Raw genomic sequence first — 25635 nt, 5'->3', positions numbered from 1 at the left:
TCATGAGCAGTACGGCTGGGCGCGCCGGGCGTCGCGCAACGCCCGGCCCCACCAGGTGAGCTGGTCGAGCATGGCCGCGACCGCACGCGCGCGGTCGTCGGTGTCGTACGGTTCGCCGCTTCCGGCCACGTCGTCCCCCAGCAGGTCGAGGCCGACCCAGTCGCGCATCGTCACGACGTGCAAGGCGGAGAAGACGGTACGGAGCTGCTCGACCGCGTACAGACCGGAAGATCCCGAGCCGTAGGCGACGAAACCGGCCGGCTTGGCCTGCCATTCGTCGTAGGCGTAGTCGATGGCCTGCTTGAGCGAGGCCGGGAAGCTGCGGTTGTACTCGGGGGTGACGACGGCGAAGGCGTCGGCCTCGCCGACGGCCGCGGTGAAGCGGCGCATCGAGGGGGTGCTGCGCTCCGGGTAGCGGTCGGGGAAGGCGTAGTCGGCCAGGTCGAGGAGGTCGACCGCCAGGTCGGGACGGTCGCGGGCGCGGCCGGCGAACCACTTCGCCACCGTCTCGCCCATGCGCCCGACGCGGGTGCTCGCGATGATCACCGCGAGGCGGAGCGGTGCGGCGCTCCCGCCGGCGGTGTCGTCCCTGCCCGTCATCGTCCACCTCCCTCGGCCCGTTCCGGGCTCTCACCAAGGAGGCGCGAGACGGCCGCCAGACGTCCGCTAGACGGGATCTAGCGGGACGTCAGGCGGCCGGTCTGAGCACGTAGCCGACGCCGCGCAGGGTGTGGATCATCGGACGGCGGTCCGCGTCGATCTTGCGGCGCAGGTAGGAGATGTACAGCTCGACGATGTTGCCCTGGCCGGCGAAGTCGTAGGCCCACACCCGGTCGAGGATGTGCGCCTTGCTGAGCGCGCGTCCCGGATGGCGCATGAGCAGCCGCAGCAGCTCGAACTCGGTCGGGGTGAGCCTGACCTCCTGGCCGGCCCGTCGTACCTCGCGGGTCTCCTGGTCCAGGGTGAGGTCGCCGACGGACAGGGCGTCGGCCGAGCGGCGCAGCAGGCCGTGCAGCCTGATCACGACCTCGTCCACGCCGAACGGCCGCATCACGTAGTCGTCGGCGCCCGCGCGCAGTCCGAGCGACGGGTCGGGCAGGGCGTCCGGCGCGGTCAGGAGGAGGACCGGCACGCCGGGCAGCGCGGCCCGCAACGGGGGCAGGAAGCGGCCGCCGCCCTTGACGTCCAGGACGATCGCCCCCGGACGGAACCCGCGCACGGCCCTGACCGCCTCGCCGCCGCCCAGGCTGCGCACGTCCCAGCGGCGCATCGCGCGGGAGAGGGACGCGCCCAGCGGGCGCTCGTCCACGACGAGGACGGCGTACGAGTCGCGCGCGGATCCGGGCGTCACGGTCGGACCGGTCGGGTGCATGCCGGAAACGATGCCGGTCGTGCATGAGGTTTGTCTGAGGACCGCTTGTGACGCGCATGAGGACGTGCTTGTGACGCGCATCTGACGCGCTTCTGACGCGCAGGAGGCCACGGGAACAGCGGAAGGGCCCGGCCGCAGCCGAGCCCTTCCCATCCCTTGAAGCGCGATCACCGTTCCTGCCGCTACCCGGAATGTGCGGCTTATCACTTGGCCGAGTAGGTTCTATGACTAGACCTTGACTGTGGTTGAGGTTCTAGGCTGCCTTTCATGAGCGGAATTCTGGTGACCGGCGCGACCGGCAACGTGGGCAGGCATGTCGTCTCCTCCCTGGCGGAGGCCGGACACGAGGTGCGGGCGCTGGTCCGCGACCCGGCCCGGGTGGTGCTCCCGGACGGCGTCGAGCCCGTACGCGGCGACCTGGCCGACCCCGGCAGCCTTGAGCCCGCCCTGCGCGGCGTCGACCGGGTGTACCTGATGTGGCCCGGCATCCCCGTGGACCCCCGGGTGGTGACCACGGTGGCCGGACGGGCCGAGCACGTCGTGTACCTGTCGGCGGACGTGCCCGACCTGGCGGACGGCGAGCCCGCCACGATCTACCACCAGGAGATCGAACGGCTGATCAGGACGTCCGGGACGCGGTGGACGTTCGTCCGGGCCATCGACTTCGCCACGAACACGCTGGCCTGGGCCGCCCAGATCCGGCAAGGAGTGGTCCGGCTCCCGTACGGAAAGGCCGCCAGATCGCTGATCCACGAGCGGGACATCGCGGACGTCGTCGCCCACGTGCTCACCACCCCCGGCCACGACGGCGCCAAGTACCTGATCACCGGCCCCGAGTCGATCACTCAGGAGGAGCTGGCGCGGACCGTCGGCGAGGAGATCGGCCGCGAGGTGCGCTGGGAGGACCTGCCGCCGGAGATCGCCCGCGAGCAGCTGACGGCCGCCTGGGGGGATCCGGCGTTCGTCGAGGCGCGGCTCAGGGCGTGGGAGTCGTTCACGCACACCCCGGAACGCGTGACCGGCACGGTGCCGGAGCTGCTGGGCCGACCCGCGCGCACGTTCCGCTCCTGGGCCCGCGACCACGCCCCGGACTTCCTCGCGGCCTGAAGCCCGCGCCACTGTGACGCTCGGGGGCGCGCCAAGAGGAGGCGCGCCCAAGAGGTGGGGCGCCAAGAGAGGGTGCGCCCAAGAGGTGGGGCGCCAAGAGAGGGTGCGCCCAAGAGGTCGTGGCGCGCCTACGCGGTCAGGCTCACCGCCGCGATCGTCTCGCCCATGTCGTCGAGCAGGTCGGCGACCACCGGGCCGGTCTGCAGCCGCCAGGCGAGCGCCTGGAGGCCGTGTCCCGGCACCGGGACCTCCCGCCCGCCCAGCCTGACCGTCTCCACCTCGGCCGACAGCCGCAGCAGCCCGTAGGCCACCCACCGTTTCGGCCGGGGGAACCAGCGACCCGCGTTGGTGTCGAACCGCCCGTTCTCGTCGGTCAGCCCGTGCTCCTTGAGCACCGAGACGCCCTGGCGGTGGGCCAGCAGGTCGTCGCTGCGCGCGGCGGACATGCTGTCGCCGGCGCGCAGTGCCCAGCGTCCGCGCCGGAACGACAGCAGCCAGACGTCCACCCAGGACAGGCCGAAGCCGTCCAGGCGGGCGAAGGCGGTCGCCGCGATCCGGTCGCCCACGTACAGGGAGGCAGGGGTGAAGCGGAAGCGTCCGCTCAGGTTGCCGGGAAGGGACCTCGGCAGCCCGTGATCGATGAGTCGCAGGCTCTCGACGGCGGGGTTGTACCCAAAATCATGAGTACGTTCCACAGGCTCACCATACACACGGACGGCCCGCATGAAACGCGCGCTTTGTTCCTTATAGAGGAATGATGATGCTCATGGACCGAATCGAAGCTTCTGACCGCCGCCGGGCCCTGGTGCTCGGGGGCGGCGGCGTGGCCGGCATCGCCTGGGCGACCGGCGTGCTGGCCGGGCTGTCCGACGAGGGCGTGGACGTACGGGACGCCGACCTGATCGTGGGCACCTCGGCCGGCTCGGCGGTCGGCGCCCAGGCCCGCAGCCGGCTCACCGTCGAGGAGCTGTTCCAGCGGCAGGTCGATCCCGCGCTGCAGGCCAGGGAGATCCCCGCGGTGTTCGACGCGGCCTCCTTCGCGGCCGCCCTCCAGGGCATCCTGACCGGCGCCCACGACCGGGACGAGCTGCACCGGCGCATCGGCGCCTGGGCGCTGGAGGCCCCCACGGTCGGCGAGCCGGAACGGCGTGCGGCGGTGGCCTCGCGGCTGCCCGAGACCGACTGGCCGGAGCGCCCGCTCGTGCTGGTCGCGCTCGACGCGGCGACCGGAGAGACCCGCCTGTTCGACCGGGCGTCCGGGGTGGGCCTGGTGGACGCGGTGACGGCCAGTTGCGCCGTGCCCGGGGTCTGGCCGCCGGTCACCATCGAGGGCCGCCGCTACATCGACGGCGGCGTGCGGTCCAGCGACAACGCCGACCTGGCGGCGGGCTTCGAACGGGTGCTGGTGGTCTCGCCCCAGCCGCCCGGCGCCCCCGCCTCTCCCTGGACGTCGCTCGAACAGGAGGTGGCCCTGCTGCGCAAGGAGGGCTCCGCGGTCGAGGTCGTCAGCCCGGACGAGGGGGCCGTCGCGGCCATGGGCGCCAACCCGCTCGACCCCGCCGTACGGTCACCGGCGGCCCACGCCGGCCGCGAGCAGGGCCGGCGGGTGGCCGCCGTCGTCCACAGCCTGTGGGTCTAGCCGGCCGCGGCGCGCTCGGCGAGCGGGCGGCGGCGCAGCGCCGGGTCGGTCAGTGACGCGGGACGCCACGCGCCGTCCGGCTGGTACATGTCACGGCCCGGCGGGACGATCTCGTCGATCCGGTCGAGCGCGGCGTCGTCGAGGGTGAGCGCGGCGCCCTTCAGCAGGTCGTCGAGCTGCGCCATCGTGCGCGGCCCGGTGATCACCGAGGTGACCGCCGGGTGCGCGGCGGCGAAGGCCACGGCGAGCTGGGGGAGCGTGCAGCCGAGGTCGTCCGCGAGCTCGACCAGCTGCTCGACGGCGTCGAGCTTGGCGGCGTTCTCCGGGATCGACGGGTCGAAGCGGTGGGGGGTCAGCGCGGCCCGGCCGGTGGTCAGGTCGATGTCGCCGTTCTTGCGGTAGCGGCCGCTCAGGAAGCCCGACGCGAGCGGGCTCCAGGTCAGGACGCCCATGCCGTACCGGCGGCAGACGGGCAGCAGGTCCCTCTCGATGCCGCGGGCGAACAGCGAGTACGGCGGCTGCTCGGTCCTGAACCGGTGCAGCGCCCGCCGCTCCGACACCTGGTGAGCCTCGACGATCTCCGCGGCCGGGAACGTCGAGCAGCCGAACGCGCGGATCTTGCCCTGCCGCACGAGGTCGGTCAGCGCCGACAACGTCTCCTCGATGTCGGTCGTGTGGTCGGGCCGGTGGATCTGGTAGAGGTCGATCCAGTCGGTGCCGAGCCGCCGGAGGCTCTGCTCGACCTCCTTCATGATCCACAAGCGCGAGTTCCCGGACCGGTTCGGGCCCTCGCCCATCCGGAAGTGCACCTTGGTGGCCAGTACGACGTCGTCGCGGCGGCCCTTCAGAGCCTTGCCGACGATCTCCTCGGACTCGCCCGCGGAGTACATGTCCGCCGTGTCCACGAAGTTGACGCCCTGGTCGAGCGCGGCGTGGATGATGCGGGCGCAGTCGTCGTGGTCGGGGTTGCCGACGGCGCCGAACATCATCGCCCCAAGGCAGTGGACGCTCACCTCGATGCCGGTGCCGCCGAGTACGCGGTAGCGCATTGTCATAGTCCGCGACTCTAGGACCTGGAGTCCACTCCACCTCAAGGGCTCGGCGGCAGGTGTGACAGTGGCGTCCAGGGGCACCGGAGGCGGATGGGGATGGTGACGGTGTCGTCCTGGCGCGAGCTGGACGACGCGATCAGCGCGGCCGGCCACGCCGGAGGCCCGGCCCAGGCGCACTCGACGCTGGTCTTCCGCGGCCTGGCGAAGAACACGTACTCGCACGTGCACAGCCTGGCGCGGCTGGCGGGCGACTACGCCACCCTAGAAACCCACTTGATACGAAATTTTAGGAAATACGCGCACAGAGCCGCCCCTGGCCCTTCCGTCTGGGACTGGCTGGCCCTCGGCCAGCACCACGGCCTGCCCACCCGCCTCCTGGACTGGACGTTCTCCCCGCTGGTCGCCCTGCACTTCGCCACGGCGTCCTGGCCCGGGGACGACGCCGTGCTGCTGGCCGTCGACTGCGCGGGCGCGCACCGCCTGCTGCCCGAGCCGCTGCGCGAGGTGCTCGACGGCGAGGGCGCGCTGCTGTTCAGCACCGAGATGCTCGCCGAACGCGCCGCCGGTCTGGCCGGCTTCGACGCGCTCGGCCGCGACCGCCCGTTCGTCGCCTTCTTCGAGCCGCCGTCGCTGGACGAGCGCATGGTCAACCAGTCGTCGGTGTTGTCGGCGATGTCGGGGGCGAGGTACCAGCTCGACGACTGGCTGGCCGAGCATCCCGGGCTGTGGCGGGGCTGGTCGATCCCGGCCGGGGTCAAGGTCGAGATCCGGCGGCGGCTCGACCAGGCCGGGATCACCGAACGGGTGCTGCTGCCCGGCCTCGACGGGCTGGCCGAGTGGCTGCGCCGCTACTACTCCCCGGGCAGCGTCGACGTGCCGGCCGGCGGCTCCAGCATGTCCGGGCCCGAGCGCTTCGGCCAGCAGGAGGGCCGCATGAACGACTGACCGCTCACCCGGGCAGCGTGCCGCGCACGGCGTCCTCGGTGCGGCCGATCACGGCGCGCCCGTCGTCGGCGGTGATGATCGGCCGCTGGATCAGGATCGGGTGCGCGGACAGCGCGGCGATCCAGCGCTCGCGGGCGTCCGGGTCGCGCGGCCAGGCGTCGAGGCCCAGCTCGGCCGCGACCGGCTCGCCCGCACGGGTGATGTCCCACGGCTCCAGCCCGAGCCGGGCCAGGACGGCGCGCAGCTCGTCCGGCGACGGCGGGTCCTCCAGGTAGCGGCGGACCTTGTAGTCGGCCGATTCGGCGTCGAGGATCGACAGGGCCGAACGGCACTTGGAACAGTCGGGGTTGATCCAGATTTCCATGACGCCGAGGCTCTCACGCCGGGGCGCCCGGCGCGGGTCAGCCGGCCGATGAGTCGAGCCGGGCCTGCAGGCCGTCGAGCACCCGGTCGAGGCCGTAGCGGAAGTCCTCCTCCCGGACGCGCTCGGGGTCGTCGAACCCCTTGGCCGCGTACTCCGCCCGCATCCACGGGTGGTCCTCGAACGCCTGCTCGGCGGTCGGCCGCACGGCGTCGATCCACTCCTGCTCGGTACGGCCGCTGCGGGCCAGCGTCGACAGGTACGCCGCCTCGGCGATGGCCACGCCGATCACGTACGCCAGCACGGTGTTGACCGCCCGGTCGGCCTCGCCGGGGACGAACCCGGCCGAGTGCGCCAGCGCCAGCAGCTCCTCCGAGCGCCGCATCACGTTGGGCCCCAGGCTGGTGAGCCCGACCTGGCCGAGCACGGACGCCATCCACGGGTGGCGCAGGATCACCGCCCGCAGGCTGTGGGCGGACACGGCGAGCCCGTCACGCCAGCCGCCCGCCTCCTCCACGGACGGCACGCGCAGCTCGCCGTAGACCTCGTCTACGACCAGCTCGATCAGCTCGTCCTTGTTGGCGACGTGGCGGTAGAGGGAGGTCGCGCCCGCGTCGAGCCGGGTGCCGAGGCTGCGCATGCTCAGCGCCTCCAGCCCCTCCTCGTCGAGCAGCTGGACGGCCTCGGACACGATCCGGTCGAGGCTGAGCGCGGGCCGCTCCCGCTGCCGGCGCTGACGGACCCAGACCGACGGGACGGGCGGCTGCGATGCTGGCATGACCCGAGCCTAGCGCACAGTGTGCGCATCCGCGAACACCTGCTTGCGTACATCTCTTTCGTATGCGTACAGTGTGCGCATTCCGAGAGCGACGTACGCAAGTCGAAGGGGAGAACCCATGAACCGCCGCTGGTGGATCCTGGTGGTGTTGTGCCTCAGCACATTGGTGCTGGTCGTGGACAACATGGTGCTGACGGTGGCGGTCCCGCCCCTGGCGGCCGACCTGGGCGCCGACGCCCAGGACCTGCAATGGATCCTCGACTCCTACATCCTGGTCTTCGCCGGCCTGCTGCTGACCGCGGGCAGCCTGTCCGACCGCTACGGCCGGCGCCGGGTGATGATCATCGGCCTGGCCCTCTTCGGCGGCGCGTCCCTGCTGGCGGCCTACGCCGCCGATCCGGCGCAGCTCGTGGCGGCCCGCGCCGCGATGGGCGTCGGCGGCGCGCTGATCATGCCGAGCACGCTGTCGATCCTGATCACCGTGTTCGACGAGGCCGAGCGCCGCAAGGCAATGGCCGTCTGGAGCGCGGTGGCCATGATCGGCATGATCGGCGGCCCGGTCCTGGGCGGCGCGCTGATCGCCTGGTTCTGGTGGGGCGCGGTCTTCCTGATCAACGTGCCGGTCGCGCTGCTCGCCATCGTCGCCTCCCTGCTGCTCATGCCCGAGTCGAAGGGCCCCTGGACCAAGCCCGACCCGCTGGGCGTGATCCTGTCGGCGACCGGCATGTCCGCCCTGGTGTGGACGATCATCGAGCTGCCGCACGGCGTCAACTGGCCTGCCCTGGCCCTCACCGTGCTCTCCCTGGCCGGCTTCGTGATCTGGGAGCTGCGCACGCCGCACCCGATGGTCCCGCTCGCCCTGTTCCGCGACCGCACGTTCAGCGGCGGCAGCTTCTCCCTGACCCTCGTCCAGATCGGCAACGGCGGGCTGCTGCTCGTGCTCACCCAGTACCTGCAGTACGTGCTCGGCTACACGCCCACCGCGGCCGGGCTGGCGTTCCTGCCGATGGCGGTCGCCTCGCTGCTCTTCAACGGCCTGGGCGCGAGCCTCGGCGCCCGGCTCGGCAACCGTCCGATGATCGTCACCGGGCTGGCCGTCTGCGCCGCCGGGTTCGGCCTGCTCGCCATGGTCTCCTCCGGCAGCGGCATCCTGCTCACCGGCACGGCCCTGTTCGTGATGGGCGCGGGCGGCGGCCTGGCGATGCCCGCGGCCATCGCCGCGCTGATGGGCACCATCCCGCCCGAGCACGCCGGCGTCGGCTCGGCGCTCAACGACACCATCCAGCAGGCGGGCGCGGCGCTCGGCGTGGCCGTCCTCGGCAGCGTCCTGGCCGGGGCCTACACCCGGGGGATGCCGGCGGGCGCGCCCGAGGCGGCCCGGCGCTCGATCGGCGACGCGCTCGCCCTCGGCGACGCCGGTCTCGCCCAGGTGGCCCGCGAGGCGTTCACCTCGGCCATGTCGGCCGCCTTCGCGATCAGCGCGGCCGGGGTGGTCGCCGCCGCCGTCCTGGCGCTGGTCGTGATGCGCGGCGAACGCAAGCCGGCGCAGGAACCGTCCCTCACCGCGACCCACTGAAAGGAAGATCCTCATGAACGACGCCCCCGTCACGCTTCCGGTCACCCGCCCCGCGGGCTGCCCCTTCGACCCGCCCGCGGGCCTGGCGGAGCTGCGCGAGCAGGCGCCCGTCACCCCGCTGGACTTCCCCGACGGCCACCGCGGCTGGCTGGTGACCGGCCACGCCGAGGTCAGGGCGGTGCTGGCGGACCGGCGGTTCAGCTCGCGCTACGAGTTCCTGCACCACCCGACGGTCGCGATGGGCCCGCCGCTGGCCGCCCCGCCCGGCGACCTCACCGGCCTCGACGCGCCCGAGCACACCCGCTACCGCAGGCTGCTCACCGGCAGGTTCACTGTCCGCAGGATGAACCTGCTGACCGAACGCGTGCGGCAGATCACCGCCGACCACCTGGACGCCATGGAACGCCTCGGCCCGCCCGCCGACCTGGTACGCGTCTTCGCCCAGCCCATCCCCGCGCTGATGATCTGCGAGCTGCTGGGCGTCCCGTACGCCGACCGCGACGCCTTCCAGCACCACGCCGCCGCGCTGGCCGGGGTGGACACCGACGAGCAGGAGCAGCTGGCCGCCTACGCCGAGCTCCAGCGGTACATGGACGGCCTGGTCCAGGCCAAGCGCGCCCGGCCCGCCGACGACCTGCTCGGCGACCTGACCGCCACCGCCCTCACCGACGAGGAGCTGGCCGGCGTCGGCACCTTCCTGCTCGCCGCCGGGCTCGACACGACCGCGAACATGCTGGCGCTCGGCACATACGCGCTGCTCAGCGACCCCGTCCAGCTCGACGTGCTGCGGACGGAGCCGGAGCGGGCGGCCCAGGCCGTGGAGGAGCTGCTGCGCCACCTCACCATCGCCCACACCGGCGTACGGGCCGCGCTGGAGGACGTCGAGCTGGCCGGCCGGCTGATCCGGGCGGGCGAGTCGGTCGTCGTGTCCCTCTCGGCCGCCAACCGCGACCCCCGCAGGTACGCCGACCCCGACCGCCTCGACCTGCGCCGCGACGCGACCGGCCACCTGTCCTTCGGCCACGGCGTCCATCAGTGTCTCGGCCAGCAGCTCGCCCGGGTGGAGCTGCGCACGGCCCTTCCCGCGCTGGTCACCCGCTTCCCCGGCCTGCGCCTGGCCGTCGCGCCCGAGGAGGTGCCGGTGCGCGCCGGCACCGACATCCACGGGGTGCTCAGTCTCCCGGTGCGGTGGTGACCGCACGGACTATCATCGTGATCATCCTGGCCGGGTACCACTGCGCGTCACCGAGGCGAAAGGACCGCCATGTCCGGGGAGACCAGCAGGCGAGAGCACACCGAGGTCGTCGTCATCGGAGCCGGTCCGGCCGGGCTGACCCTGGCGAGCCTGCTCCGCCAGGCCGGCGTCGAGTGCGTGGTGCTCGAACGGCAGAGCCGCCCGTACGTCGAGCAGCGCCAGCGCGCGGGCATCCTCGACCACCACGGCGCTCGCGTCTTCGAGGAGTGGGGCCTGGCCGACACCGTCCTGGCGGGCATGCCGCAGGAGACCAGGTTCGAGTTCCGCGTCGACGGCGAGCGGCGCTTCCTCGACGTCCCCGCGATCACCGAGGGCCGGACGGGCCGGCTCGTGCCGCAGCAGGTGCTCGTCGGCAGGCTGCTGGCGCGCCTCCTCGAATCCGGCGGCGACCTGCGGTTCGAGGCGGCCGAGGTGACCCCGCGCGGCGTCGAGGGGGCCGCGCCGACGGTCGCCTACCGCGACGCCGGCGGCGTCACGCACGAGATCGCCTGCTCCTACGTCGCCGGCTGCGACGGCCACCACGGCGTCAGCCGGGCCGGCGTGCCCGCGCACGCCCTCACCACCTACTCCCACGACTACGGCATCGGCTGGCTGACGGTGCTCGCCGACGTCCCGCCGCCGGGCTACCCGCTGATGGCGATCACGGCCCACGGGTTCGCCGCCCACTTCCCGCGCGGCCCGCGGGCCAGCCGCTTCTACCTCCAGTGCACCCCCGACGCCACCGCCGCCGACTGGCCCGACGAGCGGATCTGGGCCCAGTTGCGGCTGCGCCTGGCCGACGACGACCTGCCGGACGGCCCGATCGGGGAGAAGGCGTTCGTCGAGATGCGCAGCCACGTCGTCGACCCGATGCGCTACGGCCGGCTCTTCCTGGTGGGCGACGCGGCCCACATCATCACGCCGATGGGCGGCAAGGGCATGAACCTGGCGGTCGCCGACGCCGACGTGCTGGCCCGCGCGCTGCGCGCCGCCCTGCGCGAGGGCGACGAGGAGCCGCTGGCCGCCTACTCCGCCACCTGCCTGGAACGGGTGTGGCACCACCAGGAGTTCTCCCGCTGGATGACGGAGATGACCCACGAGGCCGGCGACGAGACGCTGGCCGGGCCGTTCCGCCGCCGGCTGGCCAGGGCGCGGCTCGACCGGCTGTTCACCTCGGGCCCGGCGGCCCGCGCCTTCGGCGACATGATGGCGGGCGGCTGACGAGTTGACTTGAACCGCGGTTCAAGCATGACGATCGTCCCCATGAGGATTCATCACCTGAACTGCGGATCCGTACGGACGATCGAAGCCACCTACGACGGCCCGCCCGCCGCCCCCGCCGTGAACCACTGCCTGCTGGTGGAGACCCCGGCCGACGGGCTCGTGCTGGTCGAGACGGGCCTCGGGCTCGGCAATGTGCGCGACCCGGCCGGCACGCTGGGCGCCGACTGGGTGGCCATGGCCGAGCCCGCGCTGGAGGAGGAGGAGACCGCCGTACGCCAGGTCGCCCGGCTCGGCTACCGCCCGGACGACGTGCGCCACGTCATCGTCACCCACCTCGACGTCGACCACTGCGGCGGGCTGCCCGACTTCCCCGGCGCGCGGGTGCACCTGCTGGCCGCCGAGCTGGAGGCGGCGCTCGCCGAGGCCCCGAGCTACCGCTACCGCCCGGCCCACTGGGCGCACGGCCCCGACTGGGTGACCTACACCCCGGAGGCGAACGACGACTGGTTCGGCTTCGCCTCGATCAAGCCCGACGGGCTGCCCGAGGACATCAGGCTGGTCCCCCTCGGCGGGCACACCGCCGGGCACACCGGCGTCGCCGTCCGCAAGGGGGACCGCTGGCTGCTGCACTGCGGCGACGCCTACTACTACCACCGCGAGCTGCAGCCGGACCCGCATCCGCACCCGCTGATGGACGTCGTGCAGACCCGCTCGGAGGTCCATCACGACCTGCGGCTCGGCACCCAGGCCAGGCTGCGGGAGCTGGTACGGGACCACGGCGACCAGGTGAGCGTCTTCTCGGCCCACGACCCGTGGGAGCTGGCCGCCGCGGTGGCCGGTTGATCAGACGCGGTCGGCCGCGATGAGCAGGTACTGGAAGCTGCCGTTCTTGTAGGCGTCGAGGAAGGACTGCTCGATGCCCGTGGCCAGGTGGGTGCGGGCGCGCAGCTCCCAGTACGGGATCGTGGCCGCCGTCAGGTCGACGACGCTGACCGGGACCAGCCGGTTGGCCGCCATCTGCTCGAAGTACGTGCTGCGGGGGTGGATGTCGCAGATGTAGTGGGCGTTGATCTGGCTGACCGCCCGGGACGGCAGGCCGTAGGCGTCGTTGTAGCAGCCGGTGACGCAGACGTACCGGCCGCCCCGGCGCAGCAGCCGGGCGTGCTCGGCGAACAGCAGGGACAGCTCGACGTACATGGTGCTCTCGTTGTTCCAGCTCGCCTGGAACGATCCAGTCTCGAAGCCGGTCTCCAGCATGTTGCGGAAGTGGAAGCGCACCTTGTCGTCGACGCCGCGCTTCTTGGCCTGGTCGTTGGCGAAGGCGACCTGCGACTCGGAGATGGACACGCCGTCGACCTCGCAGCCGTACCGCATGTTGACCAGCAGGCTGCTGCCGCCGCGGCCGGAGCCGGCGTCGAGCACCCGGTGGTGGGGTTCGAGCGGGCCGAGATGGCTGATCAGCAGGTCGGCCTGGGCGGTCTCCAGGCGGTGGAGCTCCTTGACGATGCGGTCCTCGCGGGTGTCCTCGGGGCCGTCGAGTACCGTCCAGTTCACCTCGCCGATGCCGTAGTGGTGGTGGTACAGGCCGTCGACGTCGCCCAGGCGCAGGTTGACCGGGTTCTTCTCGGCGTTCCAGTAGCTGGCGACGGAGTGCTGGTAGTGGCTCGTGAGGACGGGGGACTGGGTGTTGACGGTCACCTGGGAAGAGCTCCTTCCCGGCCGGGGGCGGCCGGTCGTCATGAGTGGTAGCGGCTGCTGCTGCCGTGCCATTCGAGGCAACCGGCCATCCAGCCCTGGGCGCCGCGCAGGAATCGCTGCAGTTCCACGGAGGGAACGGCGGCGAGCTCGCGCTGGCTGGTCTCGAAGCCTTTGACGAAGTCGTTGTGCAGCGCGACGGCGCGTTCGGTGGCCTCGCGCGTGGAGCACTTCTCCTCGCCCGCGATGAGCAGGACGACGTTGGAGTCGGGCAGCTCGTCGGCCGCCTCCCGCGCGACGGAGTGGAGGTCGTTGACGATGACGCTGGCCGTGCCGGCCTGCATGAGCGCGGTGTGGAAGCGCCGGTCGTAGAACAGGTTGGCGGGCAGCTCGTAGGCGGCGACGACGTCGATGAGGGTCATGGAGGTGTAGAAGCTGTCGTGCTGCCGGGCCGCGAGGTAGCGCCAGACGGGCGGCGGGGTCTCCAGGTAGCGCCAGGCGGCGTAGGCGGTCCAGCTCACGTACATCTGGAAGGTGGTGTTGCAGGCCCGCATGACCTGCGACGGGGTGCCGTGGCGGGACAGGTGGCCGGTGGCCGAGCGCAGGGCGACCAGCACGGGGTCGGCCTCGATCGCCTCTTCGAGCTGCTCGGTGTACACGCCCGCGGGCGGGGGCGGGTCCATGGCCGACATGACGAGCGCCAGGCGCGGCGGCAGCTCGGTGGGGCTCGCGCCGAGCTCGGTCTCGTCGGCGTAGTAGTCGTCGGCCGCCCACCAGGCGGTGTTCATCTGCGCCGCGATCAGCAGCAGGTCGGGGTCGTCGCTGTCGGGGTGGGCGAGCATCGCCAGCCGGCCGAACCCGGTGGCGGCGAACTCGTCCATCCGCCCGGCGTGCAGGCCCACCTTCTCGGCCCACGCCACGAGCCGCCGGTCGACCTCCGCGCCGAGCGCCGGGTCGTCGCGGACCGTCTCGGGGCAGTAGAGCGGCGGGTAGGAGCCGTCACCCCACTCCCGCTCGACATACGGGATCTGGACCGGCAACTGCCTGGGCGCAGAGGGTGGAGCGGGGATCGGAAGGTGGAGCGCGGAGGTTCCGAGGCCGGTGGGGCCGGTCGGGAGCCGCGGGACCGCGGCGTACTGGGGCATGGCGCGCCTCTTCCCTGAGGAGGAGCAGGACATTACCGAAAGTAGTTATTCAGCTACTAAAAGTAGAGTAGCCAATCGGTAATGAGAGCCTTACCCTCCGGGGGGCGCACTCTGCCGGTCAGGGCCTTGTGTGCAGGCTTTCGAAGTCGTCGAGGCTCTTGCGGTAGAAGGCCAGGTCGTCCTCCAGCTTCGCCCGGGTCAGGCGCTGCGGCTCGGTCTCGCGCACGGTCCGGCCCAGGTCGCTCCAGAAGGCGTCGGGCGGCAGCTCGGTGGCCTCCGGCGGGAAGAACTTCAGCGCCTCGGCCAGGGCGTCGGCGGCGAAGCGCCAGCCGGTCGCCACGGCGTCGTACCGCTCGGGGGAGGCCGGGCCGGCGGCGTAGAACAGGCCCTCCTCCAGGGCCCGGCTCGCGTACGTGGTGGCGATCAGCACCCACTGGCCGGGGTCGAGCAGCTCCGACAGGCCGGTGCCGAACGTCGCGCCGGTCTCCCTGGCCGCCCGCTCGGCCTCGACGGGGACCTCGACCTCCACGTCGCCGAGCCGCACCCGCAGGCTCTCGGCGTCCTGGTCGACGGTGGCCTCGCGCGAGGCGCCCGGCGTGCCGGAGTGGGCCACCAGGTCGATGTAGACGTACGCCTCGACGAGCGAGCGGCCCAGACCCTGCTCAGGCATACTCACCCGCCAGCGCCTGGTAGGTGTCGCGGACGACCAGCAGCCGGTCGAGCTGGAACCTGCCGGGCTCGGCCGCGCGCACCCCCTGTCCGCGTTCGGACCAGAACCCGTCGTCGGGCACCGCGTCCGCGCCCGCCGGCACGAACTTGACGACCTCCTCCACCGCCGCGGCGGCGATCCTCAGCGTGCGCAGGGCCTCGGCCCGGTCGGCCACCGGCACGTCGCTGGCCGTCAGGTCGGCCACCCACAACCACTCGCCCGCGTCGAGCAGCTCCGACGGCTCGGGGCCGCCGAACGTCGGGAACCCGGCGGGCAGCACCGGACGCTCCGGCAGCCCGAACACGAACTCGCGCGGCGTGCCGCACTCCTCGCACGGGCCGAAGTAGCGGTTGACCAGCTCGCCCTCGACGTCGACCAGCCCGTTGCGCCAGGTCGTGTCGGTGGACCCGCAGGCGCAGGGGTTGAGGTCGAGGTAGAGATGCGCCTCGTCCCTCGTCCGCGCCACCGCGAAAGTCATAGCCGTCCTCTCCTCGGGGTTCCCATGATGCCCGACGTCCCGCCTGTCACACCGCCACCGCCTCGGGGTCCGGCGTCACCAGCGGGGTGTCGTTCAGCCGGAGGCCGCACACGCACGGGCCGTCGTCCGGGCACACGCACTCGCCCTCGGGCGGGTTCCAGCCGGTCGTGTTCGCCAGCGCGCGGACCTGGTCCAGGATCGCGGACCAGTCGCGAGGGCGGCGGCCGTCCGCCAGGGTGGCCAGCTCGTCGGCCACCTGCGGCGGAAGCAGCCGCAGGATCTCCGGGCGGGCCCCGGTGATCAGGTCGAACAGCACGCCCAGGCGGCCCAGGCGCTGCCTGATGTTGGCCGCACGCACCTGGCGCACGGCCTCGTGCAGCTCGGCCAGCTCCTGGCTGTCGGCGGGCGGCAGGCCCAGCGCGCGGGCGACGGCGGCGGCGGCCGTCCCGGCGGCGGCCCGCTCGTTCGCGCCGATCGTGCGGGCCGGGTCCACGTCGTAGGTCAGCACGCCGGGGTCGGGCTCGCCGGACCCGGGCCGCCGGACCTCGACGGTGATGGGCGCCCGGCCGGGCAGCACGATGTCGAGCAGGCCGGGGCCGTGGATCACGACGCGCCCGCCCATGAGGGCGGCGGCCCGTACGACGGCTCCGGCGGCGGCCGTCTCGGGGAGCGTCGCGTGGCCGCGGATCGCCGTGACGTCAGCGGGCGTGAGGTCGCCCGAGCGGGACAGCTCCGCCAGCCTGGACGGCGCGCCCTGCTGGTCGCCGGTCAGCCCCAGCCGCCGGGCCTCCTCCTGGAGTGCCGCCCGTTCGGCGCGCGAGCGGATCGGGCCCGCCTCGGCGACCGCCCGCGCCAGCCCGCGCAGCCGGGCCAGCGCCGCCGCCTCGGCCGGACCGGGCCGCCCGCCCTCGGCGGGACGGGCCTGCGCCGGACGGCCGGTGGCGGGGTCGTCGGCGAGCGTGGCGGCGTGGGCCGCGACGTGCTCGGCGACGGCAGCCGTGGCCTTGGAGCCGGCGTCGGCGGGCACCCGCAGCGTCAGGTGGCCGGGAGCGCTCGACTCGACGGTCACCCCGTCCGCGCCGGGCGCGGCCTCGGCCAGGGTCAGCGTGAACTCGCCGCCGGCGGTGGTCACCGTGAACGTGTCCGCCGGCCCCACGTGCGGGGCGGCGCCGTTGGCGGGAGCGGCTCCCGGGGTGATGGCGGGCACGCCGGCGATCGCGGCCAGTTTGCCCAGGCCCGGCGGCGAGGTGTCCAGGCCGGTGGCCGAGCCGCCGTTGAGCAGACGGGCGATCCGGCTCTGCGGCTCGGGGGCGGCCGGCGCGCGGGGCCCGGTGCCCCACGGCGGGGCCGGCGGCGTGTGGCCGCGCCGGCGGATGTCCTCGGCGACGGCGTCGATCGCCGCCGCCAGGCGCTCGCGCCGGGCCGGGTCGGTGGTGGCGTGCCACTTGTCGGACAGGTGGGCGTGCTCGTCCATGCGGGGGAGCAGGCACAGGTCGGTGCCCTCGGTCTGCTCGCCCTGCGGCGACGTCCTGAGCACGCCCTGCGGCATGCCGGCCGCCGCCGCGGTCGCCGCCTGGACGACGTGCGAGAGATCGTGGACCAGGACCGACGACACCAGGTCGGGATGCACGCGTCCCCAGATCCGCAGCAGGTGCGGCTCCTCGGCCGTGCCCGCGCGCGGCACGGTGAGCGCGTTAAGGCCCTCGCCCGGCTCGCCGACCTCCACGCGGACGTGCTGGTCGGGCGCGCCCGGCACCTGGACGGTCAGGACGTCGTCCCCGGTCCAGCCCACGTGGGCGGCGGCGCCGCCGAGGTCGACGGCGGACAGGGGCTGGCCGCGCAGCTCGTCCAGGCTCAGGTCGGGCACCCCTTCTGGGCGCGACGACCTGCTGAACGGCGTGTTCTCGATCGCGGGGGACGGCATCCCGGCGGCCGGCGTCACGCCCTGCGCCACGCTGCCGCCCACCGGGTTCGCGTGCTCGGCGGTGGCGGGAGCGGGCCAGGCGGGCGGCGGGGCGGGCGCGGGAAGGGCGTCGAGGGCGGCGAGCGCGGTCTGGACCTGCTCGGTGAAGGTGCCGGCCGTGGCCGGGTTCATGAAGACGTCGCGCAGGTCGAGGCCGACGCCGCGGGCCGCATCCAGCAGGTCGGGCGTGAGGCCGGCGATCGACTCGGCGAAGCCGCCGTCCAGGGTCTCGCTGTACAGCGAGCCGTCGGGCATGACGCGGTAGCGGTGGAGGCCGTCGGCCTCCCAGACCGCCACCCGGGCGACCTCGCCGCGGTCGCGGGCGGCCAGGCGGGCCTCCTGGAGGGTCTGGATCGGGTTCTGGTTCTCGGAGGCGGGCACGAAGGTGAACGTCGCGGGCGGCGGGCCGCCGGGACGCGGCGGCCCGAGCCGTACGCCCGCCGCCATGCGCTCGCGCAGCTCCTCGATCTCCTCCCCGAACATGATCACGTCCACCTCGCCGGTTGAGGCGGACGGCAGGTGGACGGGGTCGCCGACCGGGTGCTCGTTGCCGTCGCGCAGCCGCGCCATGTACTGGAAGCCGAGGTCGTAGTCCACCCGCAGACGTACGGTGTAGAGCTTGCCCTTCTCGAACATGCTGCGCTCGCGGCGCGCCCCGTGGTGGTCGCTGACGCTCTCGGACGTCTGCTCGCCGCCCTTGACGCCGCCGTTGACGCCGGTCGACTTGTCCGACCCGTTGACGCCCCAGCCCAGCGGGGTCGTCCGCCCGCGGGAGACGGTCACGTTCTGGGCGTCGGCCTGGCGGTCGACCTGGCCCTTCTCCCCGTCGTACGGCCCGGCCACGATCGTCAGGTCGGACAGGCGGGCGTGGGCGGTGACCGTCACGCCCTGGTCCTTGAACTTCTGCCTGGACACCGGGACGATCGGCTCGCCGGAGGGGTCCGTCATCCGTTCGAACGCGGTCAGCAGCGCCGACGGCGCCAGCCGCCTGATCAGCTCGGGGCGGCGTTCCTGCACCGCCGCCGCGCCCAGCATCTTGGTGAGCTGGGCGGTGACGACCTCGTACAGGCTGGGCTTGGCCGGGCTCTCCCACAGCGCCGCCGGGAAGAAGCCGGGATGCAGCTCGGCCTGCCGGGGGTCGGTGTTCATGACGACCGGCCCCGGATCCTCGCCGACGGGCCTGGTCATGCCGGTCGGGATGCGCCGCACCAGCGTGGCGTTGTAGACGACCGGCGGCGTGGCGCGCGGCTTGCGCTGGAGCGTGTCGGCGGCCTTCTTGGCGCCGGCCGGGATCCTGCCTCCCCGCACGGGACGGCGCTCCACCTCGATGACGACCCGCATCTGCTGCTCCACCTGGGTCAGCCCGTTGAACAGGCCGATCCGCTGCAGTCGCGTGTTCTGGTGGTTGGTGGAGCCCGAGTACCCGCGTCCGCGGTCGGTGGACAGGCCGCCGCCCTGGCCGCCGGCCGGGTCGCCGGTGGACGAGTCGAGGCCGGCCGAATAGGACCCGTTGTACGACTCCGAATGCGTCTGGTCGGTGTACCGGTAGTGCTGGACGATCAGACCGGCCTGCGACGTCTGACTGAGCATCCTGGCCGCGCGCGGGTCGCCGACGGGTTCGAGGCGTACCCTGACCGTCACCTCCTCGGCCTGCGTCACCTGCGCGCCCTGCTGGACGTGGTAGCTGCGTTCGAAGCCCCTCGACGACCACATGTCGGCGACGTGGATCACCGCGGCGTCCTCGGAGAAGTCGACGTTCAGCTCTTCGGCGAGGGTGGTGCTCTCGTCCAGCGCCCCGGGCACGGCGTCCTGCACGGCGCTCCGGACCGCGTCGATCACGTCGACCGGGTCGCCGTTCTCGTCCGTCAGGGTCAGCGACTCGGTCGCGCTCGGGCCCACCGACCGGTCGTACGGCGCTGCGAGCACCACGTCCCTGGAGCGTTCGAGCTGCTCGGCGGCGTCGTCCAGGGCTTGGTCGAGCTTCTCCTGCGGGCTTCCCGGGGCGGGGGAGCCGAGGTCGGCGACCTCCTTGAGCTTGGTCAGCAGGGCTTGCGGGGTGTGGCGCTCGGTGTACTCGTTGGTGACCCCCGACTGCGCCATGTCCTTGACGTAGCGCTGCACCAGCGGGACCGCGATGCTCCGGTCGAGGGTCAGGCTGCCGTTGAGGAACCGTTCGACCGCGTCGCCGACCAGGTGGAGCGGCAGGTCGAGGTCGCCTTCCCCGTACATCAGCAGCGCGTCGTCCTCGGGCACCGCGAACAGCGCGGTGCCGGAGACGGTCTCCGTCCTGGACCCGCTGACGGTGATGCGGTCGCCGGTCGGCACCCCGTGCTCGGCGCTCTCGGAGCCGGTGAGGGTGAGATCGACGGTGCTGCGCAGCGCGTAGTGGCGGCCATACTTGATCAGCAGTTCCTCGCTGCCCCAGATGTCCGTGAGCGCGGTGGACTCGGACGTGCCGCCGGACCGGGAGGGCAGCGAGAGCGAGCCGCCGTCGCTGGTCGTGCCGCCGTCGTCGAGGTCGGAGGCGCTCGTCGACATCCCCGCGGACAGACCGGACGAGCCGCCCCACGAGATCCCCGCGCTGCCGAGCCCGAACTTGATCACGCCCGTGACGGGGTCGATGATGCCCAGCACCTCGGTCTCGCCGATCTCGCCGGACACCGACAGCGACGAGCGCGTGGGGCCGCCGTTCGGCCGGATCGCGCCGTCCGTGGTGAACGGCCGGTTCAGCAGCTTCGGATGGGCGACCAGGTTGCGCACGTTCAGGAACGTCATGAGGTGCTGGAGGGCCACGGAGTCGGCGGTCGTGCCGCGTGGCAGCACCTGGCGGGCCGCGTCCAGGGGACGGCCCACGTCCACGTGCAGCAACTGTGCGATGGACCTGAGCTTCGGGGACATCCGCCCGATCGGCGCGGGCGGCGTCTCCTTCGTCGACGGGAGCAGGTCGGCGGCGAAGACGAGCTGGGCCGAGCCCTCGGTGGTCGCGATCGTCGTCGTCGTGCCATTGTGCAGCAGGGCGGCGGTCATGTGGTGGCCCAGCTTCAGGATCGCGACCGGGCCGCTGCTCTCAGCCAGGCCCACGATGTTGGTCGTGCCGCCGGCGCTGGAGCCCGCCGTACGGGTGCGGTTGCCGCCGCCGTTGACGCCCACCTCGTGCGTGAGGCCGTCGTGCCCCTTGTCCGGGCCGTCGCTCTCGCTGACCGACGCGCCGCCGCTGTACGTCCTGGACCTGCTGATGCCGCGGGCCGAGGTGTCGGAGCCGATGTCGAGGTTGACCACCGTCTGGGTGTCGGTGTGACCGACGTAGGTCACGTCGTCGAAGTCCTGCTGCAGCGACAGGTGCAGCATGTAGTGCTCGGGGGCGGCGTTGAGACCGTGCAGCGTCAGGTCGAGGACGATGCCGTCCTGAGCCAGGGAGTCGTAGGCGGCGCGGATCCGCTGCTCCGACAGTTGCTCCAGGAGCTCCTGCCGGTTGAGGATCTGGCTGGCGCGGGCGAGATCGTTGGTGGCGTACTCCGGCACGCCGTTCACGACCTTGGGGATGACCCCCCGCTCGGCCAGCTCCTCCAGGACCTTCTCCCGGAACTCCGCCAGCCCCTCGATCTCCTCCACCAGCGCCGGGCCCGCGCCGCGCATCTTCCCCGGCCCCTCGCCCAGCCATATGGGCAGCTCCGGCTTGCGGCCGGGCGGCGGGGCGGGGTTGGGGTCGCCGCGCAGGACAGGCACGCCGTTGGCGTCGGTGACCGGCTGTCCGTTCTTGCGGACCAGCGCGGCGCTGTCCACGGGCAGGCCGAAATGGAAGGCGGCCTTCTCGCGCATGTCGGCCAGCGCCGTGCTGCGCACCGGCGTCAACGTGACGGGCGGCTCGCCGAACCGCTCCACGGTGAACGTGGTGACCACCACGAGCCGGTAGCTCTGCTTGGGGTGGGTCATGCGGCGCACGCTGGGGTGGATCGCCTGCTTGTTGGCCGTGGCCGAGTACGACCGCGACGCCCCTCTCGCCCCGTTGGCCTTGGGGCCGATCGCGGGCTGGTACCCGCCGAGATCCACGGCCGCCAGCCCGGGGGCGTTGAACCCGGCCGAGGCGTTGCCTTCGAGCGAGGCGCCCGAGGACGCGCCCGCGGGTGTCGCGACGAAGTCGACCAGCACCTCCTCCTCCCACTCCTCGGAGGTCGAGCCGCCGACCGGCTGGGAGAGCTCCACCACGACCCGGCTCTCGGCGCGTACCCGGACCTGCGGCTCGCCGTTCTTGGTGAAGACGCGCTCCAGCCCCTCGTTGACCGCGGTCCGCAGGTTGTGGGGCAGGTTATGGGTGACGAACCCGCGCAGCGCGTCGCGGGCCGAGGTGCCGATCTCGGCGTAGTCGCCGCCGAGCACGTCCGCGAGCATGTCGACGGCGCTTTCCAGGTCGCTCATGCTCTGGACGACGACGTTGGGCATCTCCTTGCGGCGCTTGGCCCTGTCGATCCACTCCAGCTTGCGCGGCGGCTGGTCGGTGGCGGAGTGCGAGAACCACAACCGCTGGCTCGACGAGTCGCCGGGAGCGCCGGAGTCGACCGTGACGGTGCCCCGCCAGTTCTCGTCCTGGCCGGTGCGGATCTCGGCCGTCCAGGTGGCGGCGGCGTCGAACAGCAGCGACTCGCTCCGGTTGTCGGTGACCGAGCCCGTCTGGGCGAACATGCCGGCTCCGCCGGTGTTCGACCAGTTGCGCCCGATCGAGGCGCCGAGGCCGACGCCCAGCAGTTCCGTCATCATCCTGGCCACGTGGTCCTCGGGCAGGAACTGGGCCAGGACGCCGGTGTTGAAGCCCATCGACAGCCCGCCGCTGCCCGCCTGGGTGACCGAGGCCGTACGGCCGGCCTGGTGGAACAGGCCCACCATCATCTCCGACCCCTTGATGGCCGGATCGAGCACCTCGACCAGGTCGGCGAGCGTCAGCTTGATGCGCACCTCGGCCGCCTTGCCGTGGTGCCCCACCTGCACGACGAGGCCGTCGGCGGAGACGGCCTTGTGGAAGTCCGCCCGGATCGCCCCCTCCAGCTCGTGCGTCGTGAACCTGTGGCCGATGCCGTTGTCGGCCAGCAGGTCGTTGACGGCGGTGGTGAGGGCGGAGATGTGGGCCAGCCGGCCCGTCGGCTGGGCCGCGGCCAGGTTGATCTCCTGGGGCAGCGCGGCGGCCAGCGCGTCCAGGTACGCGGCGTGCTGCTGCAGGACCTGGTTGGCCAGCCGCTCGGCGACGGGCCGCATGCCGACCGGCCCGGCGGGCGCGCTCGGGTTCTCGATCTCGTTCAACGCCGTGAGCAGCTGCTGGTACGTCTGCCGGGTCCGGGTCGCCTCGCGCAGCGCGACCTCGTACGCGTCGGCGATCCTGGTGTGCCGTTCCCGGGTGGCGCGATGGGTACGGCTCTCCTGCCGCGCCTTGCGCGCTCGCTCCGCGTGGCCCTGGTCGTGCTGCCGGTCAGCCTTCCGTGCCTCCTGCCGCGCCTTGCGGATCGCCTCCTTGGCCTCCTCGGCGCTCTTCCGCTTCGCCGCGATCTGCTCCTTGAGCGCCTGCTCGGCCCGCTGCAGCGCGTCGATGACGGCCGGCAGCTCCTCGCGCGCGGGGCGGCCCTGCGGCACCGGCGGCGCGTGGGTGGGCCGGGACCCCGGCTTGGGGGCCCACGGTGGCAGCGGCGGGGTGTGGCCGCGGTCGGTGAGCTGGCGGGACACGCCGTCGATGTCGAGGGCGAGCAGCCGCTGCTCCTGCGGCGTCTGCGCGGCGTGCCACTGCTCGGCCAGGAACGCCAGCTCGTTGAGCTGGGCCTGGGCGCACATGTCCTGCGTGGGCTCGCTGGTCGCCGGCTTGCGGCGCAGGAAGCCCCGCCGCTTGGGGGCGGTGTCCTCCTGGAGCTTCTGCAGGGTGTCGGTGATCTCGTGCAGCCAGACCCGGGAGACCTGGCTGGGGTTCATGCCGGGGGCGAAGTGCACGACGTGGGCGTGCTGGGCGTCCTCGCCGGTCGAGAGCTCGGTCTCGCCCATGAGCCCCTCGGTCATCTCGCCGACGACCGGGCGGAAGTGGTGGGTGCCGTTGTTCCTGGTCCGGACGACGAGCGTGCCGTCGGCCGACCAGGTGATGTCCTGCACGTCCTGGTTGAGGAAGTGGGACGTCCGCAGGGCGTCGGCGCCCTCCTGGACCTCGTCGGGCTGCAGCGAGGTGCCCGGCCGGGCGTCGGGGACGTGCCGGGTGCCCGGGACCGGCCTCGACGTGACCGTGCCCGGCCTGCTCGTGGCGGGCTGCCGGGTCTCGCCCGTCTCCTGGGCCAGCAGCACCAGCGCGGTGGCCTCGGCCTGCAGCTCGTCGGCGTCGGTGACCTCGTCGGCGCGGGTGTCCAGGGCGGCGCGCACGCGTCTCATGGTGGCGGCGCGGATCACCCGTACGCTGCCGTCGGGGGAGGGGATGAGGAGGTCGCCGTTCGGGCCGACGACCGCGCCGGGGAAGTCCACGGTGAGCGAGTTCATCAGCGCGTTACGGGCCCGGACGGTCGCCAGGACGGGCGTGGGCGGCGGCGCGTCGTCGGGGGCGGCGGCCGACGTGGTGGCGGGGGTGTCGTCGTTCTGCGGGGCGGCCGCTCCCTGCTGGTCGCCCTGCTGCGCGATCGGCCCCTGCTGGTCGTCCTGCTGCGGGCTCTGCTGGTTGTCCTGCTGGTTGTCCTGTTGGGCGTTCTGCTGGGCGCCCTGTTGTGCGTCCGGCTGGGCGTTCGGCTGGGTGTCCGTCTGGGCGTCCGCCTGGGTGTCCGGCTGGGCCGCCGGGGCTGGCTGGGCGTCCTGCTGGGGGGCCGGTTGCTGCTGGTCGTCCTGCTGGGCGTCCTGCGAGTCGTCCTGGGTCTGGGAGTCGTCCTGGGTCTGGGGGGCGGCGGTGGTCTGCGGAGCCGGTGCGGAGCTGGTCTTCGCCTTCGGGTCCGGGGCCTGCGGCGTCGTGTCGGAGTCCGCCGCCGAGTCGTCGGTGGTGTCGTCGGTGGTGTCGTCGGTGGTCTCGGCCCGGGGCTCGCGGTCGGTGTTCTGCCGGTCGTCCCGCGAGCTGGAGCCGCGGCGCGGGCCGGCGTCGGAGTCGGGGGCGGCGGACGTGCCGCGCCTGACGTCGTCGTTCTGGCTGGAGGAGGGCCCGCCGGCCTGCGCCGCCCCGGCGGGGACGACGGGCCCGCCGCCCGAAGGGGCCGGGCTGCCGGCCGGCGGGTTCCCGCCCCCGGCGTTGGGGTCGCCGCCACCCGCGCGGGCGGCGTCGGTACGGGCGGCGGTGTCGTAGGCCGAGGCCAGGGCGGTGACCGGGTTGGCCAGCGTCGTGTACACCTCGGGGTTGAACGGGCTGATCGACCCGGTACGCCCCGCGCCGCCCATGAAGCCGCCCATGATGGCGTCGGCCGTGAACGGGTTGTCCCACTGGCCGTACACCAGGCCGTTGGCGAAGAAGCTGCCGACCGGGGAGGCGATCGTGTTGGTCAGGCCGGTGGTCATCGCGCGGCCGGGGAAGCCCGGCATGTGCCGGGTGACTTTGGAGATGGGCCCGGACAGCGCGGTGCCGGCGAGCGCGCCGCCGCCGGCGCCGATGATCGCGGCCTGGGACTTCTTCCAGTCCCATTCCTTCCTGGTGCCCATCTGGATCTGCTGGTACTGGGCGCCGGCGTCGATGAAGAACTCTTCGCCGATCTCCTCGATCAGCTCCTTGCCGATCGCGGAGCCGAGCAGCCGGGCGATGAGACCGCGCCCGGTGGCGCCGCTGAGCGCGGTCACCCGGGCCAGCTTGCCGGCGCCCACCTCCCTGGCGCCGATCATGGCGAGCCGGACCAGGATCCGGCTGATCGCCGCGCGGCCCGCGGCCGCGTACGGCCCGATGATCGCCGTCGCGGAGCCGGCGGTGAAGAAGGCGGCGAAGAGCGCGATGGCGATGGCGACGACCGTGACCCAGAACGCCACGTTGACGGACAGCTTGGAGTACTGGGTCTCGACCGCGAAGTTCTCCGACTGGCTCAGGTAGTTCTGCGACTGGCCGGCCGCGCCCGCCATGCCGGCGCCGTGGCCGTACAGGTACTTGGCGCGGGAGACGAAGTCGGCGCTGGCCGGCGAGGACCAGCCGGTCGCCACGGTGCGCACGGCCGAGCCGGCGCGCGGCGCGGTGCCGATCGCTCCGGCGGCCAGCGCGTGGTAGGCGTGGGCGAGCTTGGACATCCCGCTCTCGCTCGCCTCCGGCCACTTCTGACCGGCCGACAACATCGGGATCAACCAGTTGACCACCCAGTCGGGCAGCACCTCGGTCTCCCAGACCGGCTCCACGTCCCGGTCGATGCGGACCGGGGGCTGGATGGTGGGCACACCCGACGAAC

At 73.1% G+C, this 25635-nt stretch carries 17 protein-coding genes and 1 pseudogene; 7 read left to right on the top strand and 11 right to left on the bottom strand.

The window, feature by feature from the left end:
* Together ACFYUV_RS47235 and ACFYUV_RS47230 are read right to left on the bottom strand one after the other, a co-directional pair.
* The gene (locus tag ACFYUV_RS47235) at positions 1–600 is read right to left on the bottom strand and encodes an NAD(P)H-dependent oxidoreductase (RefSeq protein WP_357983749.1); all 600 of its coding nucleotides are present in this window, start codon (positions 598–600) and stop codon (positions 1–3) included.
* Positions 601–688: 88 nt separating this feature from the next.
* Positions 689–1372 carry a response regulator transcription factor gene (locus tag ACFYUV_RS47230; protein ID WP_387681717.1) on the bottom strand — a complete coding sequence of 228 codons (684 nt, stop codon included), beginning with the start codon at positions 1370–1372 and terminating at the stop codon, positions 689–691.
* A 267-nt stretch (positions 1373–1639) separates the two neighbouring features.
* On the opposite strand from ACFYUV_RS47230, the gene ACFYUV_RS47225 reads away from it, so the two are divergent.
* The gene (locus tag ACFYUV_RS47225; protein WP_387681714.1) at positions 1640–2479 is read left to right on the top strand and encodes an NmrA family NAD(P)-binding protein; all 840 of its coding nucleotides are present in this window, start codon (positions 1640–1642) and stop codon (positions 2477–2479) included.
* A gap of 128 nt (positions 2480–2607) precedes the next feature.
* Here ACFYUV_RS47225 and ACFYUV_RS47220 read toward each other — a convergent pair whose 3' ends face one another.
* Positions 2608–3174: a hypothetical protein gene (locus ACFYUV_RS47220; RefSeq protein WP_387681711.1), complete on the bottom strand. Its 567-nt coding sequence runs from the start codon at positions 3172–3174 to the stop codon at positions 2608–2610.
* A gap of 71 nt (positions 3175–3245) precedes the next feature.
* On the opposite strand from ACFYUV_RS47220, the gene ACFYUV_RS47215 reads away from it, so the two are divergent.
* Entirely contained in the window at positions 3246–4118 is an 873-nt protein-coding gene (locus tag ACFYUV_RS47215; protein ID WP_387681709.1) for a patatin-like phospholipase family protein, read from the top strand.
* Here the strand turns inward: ACFYUV_RS47215 and ACFYUV_RS47210 are convergent.
* Entirely contained in the window at positions 4115–5173 is a 1059-nt protein-coding gene (locus tag ACFYUV_RS47210) for an aldo/keto reductase (RefSeq protein ID WP_387681706.1), read from the bottom strand. The genes ACFYUV_RS47215 and ACFYUV_RS47210 overlap by 4 nt on opposite strands.
* 87 nt (positions 5174–5260) lie before the next feature.
* Between ACFYUV_RS47210 and ACFYUV_RS47205 the strand changes: the two genes are divergently transcribed.
* The gene (locus ACFYUV_RS47205; protein WP_387681704.1) at positions 5261–6115 is read left to right on the top strand and encodes an FRG domain-containing protein; all 855 of its coding nucleotides are present in this window, start codon (positions 5261–5263) and stop codon (positions 6113–6115) included.
* A 4-nt stretch (positions 6116–6119) separates the two neighbouring features.
* Here ACFYUV_RS47205 and ACFYUV_RS47200 read toward each other — a convergent pair whose 3' ends face one another.
* Positions 6120–6479, bottom strand: coding sequence for an arsenate reductase family protein (locus ACFYUV_RS47200; protein WP_387681702.1), 360 nt, complete (start codon positions 6477–6479; stop codon positions 6120–6122).
* 37 nt (positions 6480–6516) lie between these two features.
* Entirely contained in the window at positions 6517–7254 is a 738-nt protein-coding gene (locus tag ACFYUV_RS47195; protein ID WP_387681699.1) for a TetR/AcrR family transcriptional regulator, read from the bottom strand.
* A gap of 118 nt (positions 7255–7372) precedes the next feature.
* On the opposite strand from ACFYUV_RS47195, the gene ACFYUV_RS47190 reads away from it, so the two are divergent.
* From ACFYUV_RS47190 to ACFYUV_RS47175, 4 genes and pseudogenes are all read left to right on the top strand, one after another.
* Entirely contained in the window at positions 7373–8830 is a 1458-nt protein-coding gene (locus tag ACFYUV_RS47190) for an MFS transporter (protein WP_387681696.1), read from the top strand.
* Between the two features lie 13 nt (positions 8831–8843).
* Positions 8844–10025 (top strand): cytochrome P450, encoded by a 1182-nt coding sequence (locus ACFYUV_RS47185; RefSeq protein WP_387681694.1) that lies wholly within the window; start codon positions 8844–8846, stop codon positions 10023–10025.
* A 42-nt stretch (positions 10026–10067) separates the two neighbouring features.
* Positions 10068–11285: pseudogene (locus ACFYUV_RS47180) on the top strand (4-hydroxybenzoate 3-monooxygenase); the annotation flags it as partial.
* Positions 11286–11327: 42 nt separating this feature from the next.
* A complete protein-coding gene (locus ACFYUV_RS47175) occupies positions 11328–12131 on the top strand; it encodes an MBL fold metallo-hydrolase (RefSeq protein WP_387681691.1) in 804 nt (267 codons plus the stop codon).
* Here the strand turns inward: ACFYUV_RS47175 and ACFYUV_RS47170 are convergent, their stop codons facing one another.
* The 5 genes from ACFYUV_RS47170 to ACFYUV_RS47150 form a co-directional block, all read right to left on the bottom strand.
* Complete coding sequence (locus ACFYUV_RS47170; protein WP_387681689.1) at positions 12132–13028, bottom strand: geranyl diphosphate 2-C-methyltransferase; 897 nt, start codon at positions 13026–13028, stop codon at positions 12132–12134.
* The gene (locus ACFYUV_RS47165; RefSeq protein ID WP_387681686.1) at positions 13025–14128 is read right to left on the bottom strand and encodes a family 2 encapsulin nanocompartment cargo protein terpene cyclase; all 1104 of its coding nucleotides are present in this window, start codon (positions 14126–14128) and stop codon (positions 13025–13027) included. Before ACFYUV_RS47165 ends, ACFYUV_RS47170 begins: the two co-directional genes overlap by 4 nt.
* A gap of 118 nt (positions 14129–14246) precedes the next feature.
* Positions 14247–14798: a hypothetical protein gene (locus ACFYUV_RS47160; protein WP_387681683.1), complete on the bottom strand. Its 552-nt coding sequence runs from the start codon at positions 14796–14798 to the stop codon at positions 14247–14249.
* Entirely contained in the window at positions 14791–15315 is a 525-nt protein-coding gene (locus ACFYUV_RS47155; RefSeq protein ID WP_387681680.1) for a hypothetical protein, read from the bottom strand. Before ACFYUV_RS47155 ends, ACFYUV_RS47160 begins: the two co-directional genes overlap by 8 nt.
* A 46-nt stretch (positions 15316–15361) precedes the next feature.
* Entirely contained in the window at positions 15362–25624 is a 10263-nt protein-coding gene (locus tag ACFYUV_RS47150; RefSeq protein WP_387681677.1) for a hypothetical protein, read from the bottom strand.
* Between the last annotated feature and the right edge of the window lie 11 nt (positions 25625–25635).

The organism is Nonomuraea sp. NPDC003560 (assembly GCF_042878785.1).
In the GTDB taxonomy this organism is placed as follows: domain Bacteria; phylum Actinomycetota; class Actinomycetes; order Streptosporangiales; family Streptosporangiaceae; genus Nonomuraea.
This window is presented reverse-complemented; position numbering and strand designations above follow the sequence as displayed.

Bases quoted from the DNA above. Each gene is read 5' to 3' on its own strand.
- ACFYUV_RS47235 (WP_357983749.1), bottom strand. From the start codon at position 600: ATGACGGGCAGGGACGACACCGCCGGCGGGAGCGCCGCACCGCTCCGC.
- ACFYUV_RS47230 (WP_387681717.1), bottom strand. From the start codon at position 1,372: ATGCACCCGACCGGTCCGACCGTGACGCCCGGATCCGCGCGCGACTCG.
- ACFYUV_RS47225 (WP_387681714.1), top strand. From the start codon at position 1,640: ATGAGCGGAATTCTGGTGACCGGCGCGACCGGCAACGTGGGCAGGCAT.
- ACFYUV_RS47215 (WP_387681709.1), top strand. From the start codon at position 3,246: ATGGACCGAATCGAAGCTTCTGACCGCCGCCGGGCCCTGGTGCTCGGG.
- ACFYUV_RS47210 (WP_387681706.1), bottom strand. From the start codon at position 5,173: ATGACAATGCGCTACCGCGTACTCGGCGGCACCGGCATCGAGGTGAGC.
- ACFYUV_RS47205 (WP_387681704.1), top strand. From the start codon at position 5,261: ATGGGGATGGTGACGGTGTCGTCCTGGCGCGAGCTGGACGACGCGATC.
- ACFYUV_RS47200 (WP_387681702.1), bottom strand. From the start codon at position 6,479: ATGGAAATCTGGATCAACCCCGACTGTTCCAAGTGCCGTTCGGCCCTG.
- ACFYUV_RS47195 (WP_387681699.1), bottom strand. From the start codon at position 7,254: ATGCCAGCATCGCAGCCGCCCGTCCCGTCGGTCTGGGTCCGTCAGCGC.
- ACFYUV_RS47190 (WP_387681696.1), top strand. From the start codon at position 7,373: ATGAACCGCCGCTGGTGGATCCTGGTGGTGTTGTGCCTCAGCACATTG.
- ACFYUV_RS47185 (WP_387681694.1), top strand. From the start codon at position 8,844: ATGAACGACGCCCCCGTCACGCTTCCGGTCACCCGCCCCGCGGGCTGC.
- ACFYUV_RS47175 (WP_387681691.1), top strand. From the start codon at position 11,328: ATGAGGATTCATCACCTGAACTGCGGATCCGTACGGACGATCGAAGCC.
- ACFYUV_RS47170 (WP_387681689.1), bottom strand. From the start codon at position 13,028: ATGACGACCGGCCGCCCCCGGCCGGGAAGGAGCTCTTCCCAGGTGACC.
- ACFYUV_RS47165 (WP_387681686.1), bottom strand. From the start codon at position 14,128: ATGCCCCAGTACGCCGCGGTCCCGCGGCTCCCGACCGGCCCCACCGGC.
- ACFYUV_RS47160 (WP_387681683.1), bottom strand. From the start codon at position 14,798: ATGCCTGAGCAGGGTCTGGGCCGCTCGCTCGTCGAGGCGTACGTCTAC.
- ACFYUV_RS47155 (WP_387681680.1), bottom strand. From the start codon at position 15,315: ATGACTTTCGCGGTGGCGCGGACGAGGGACGAGGCGCATCTCTACCTC.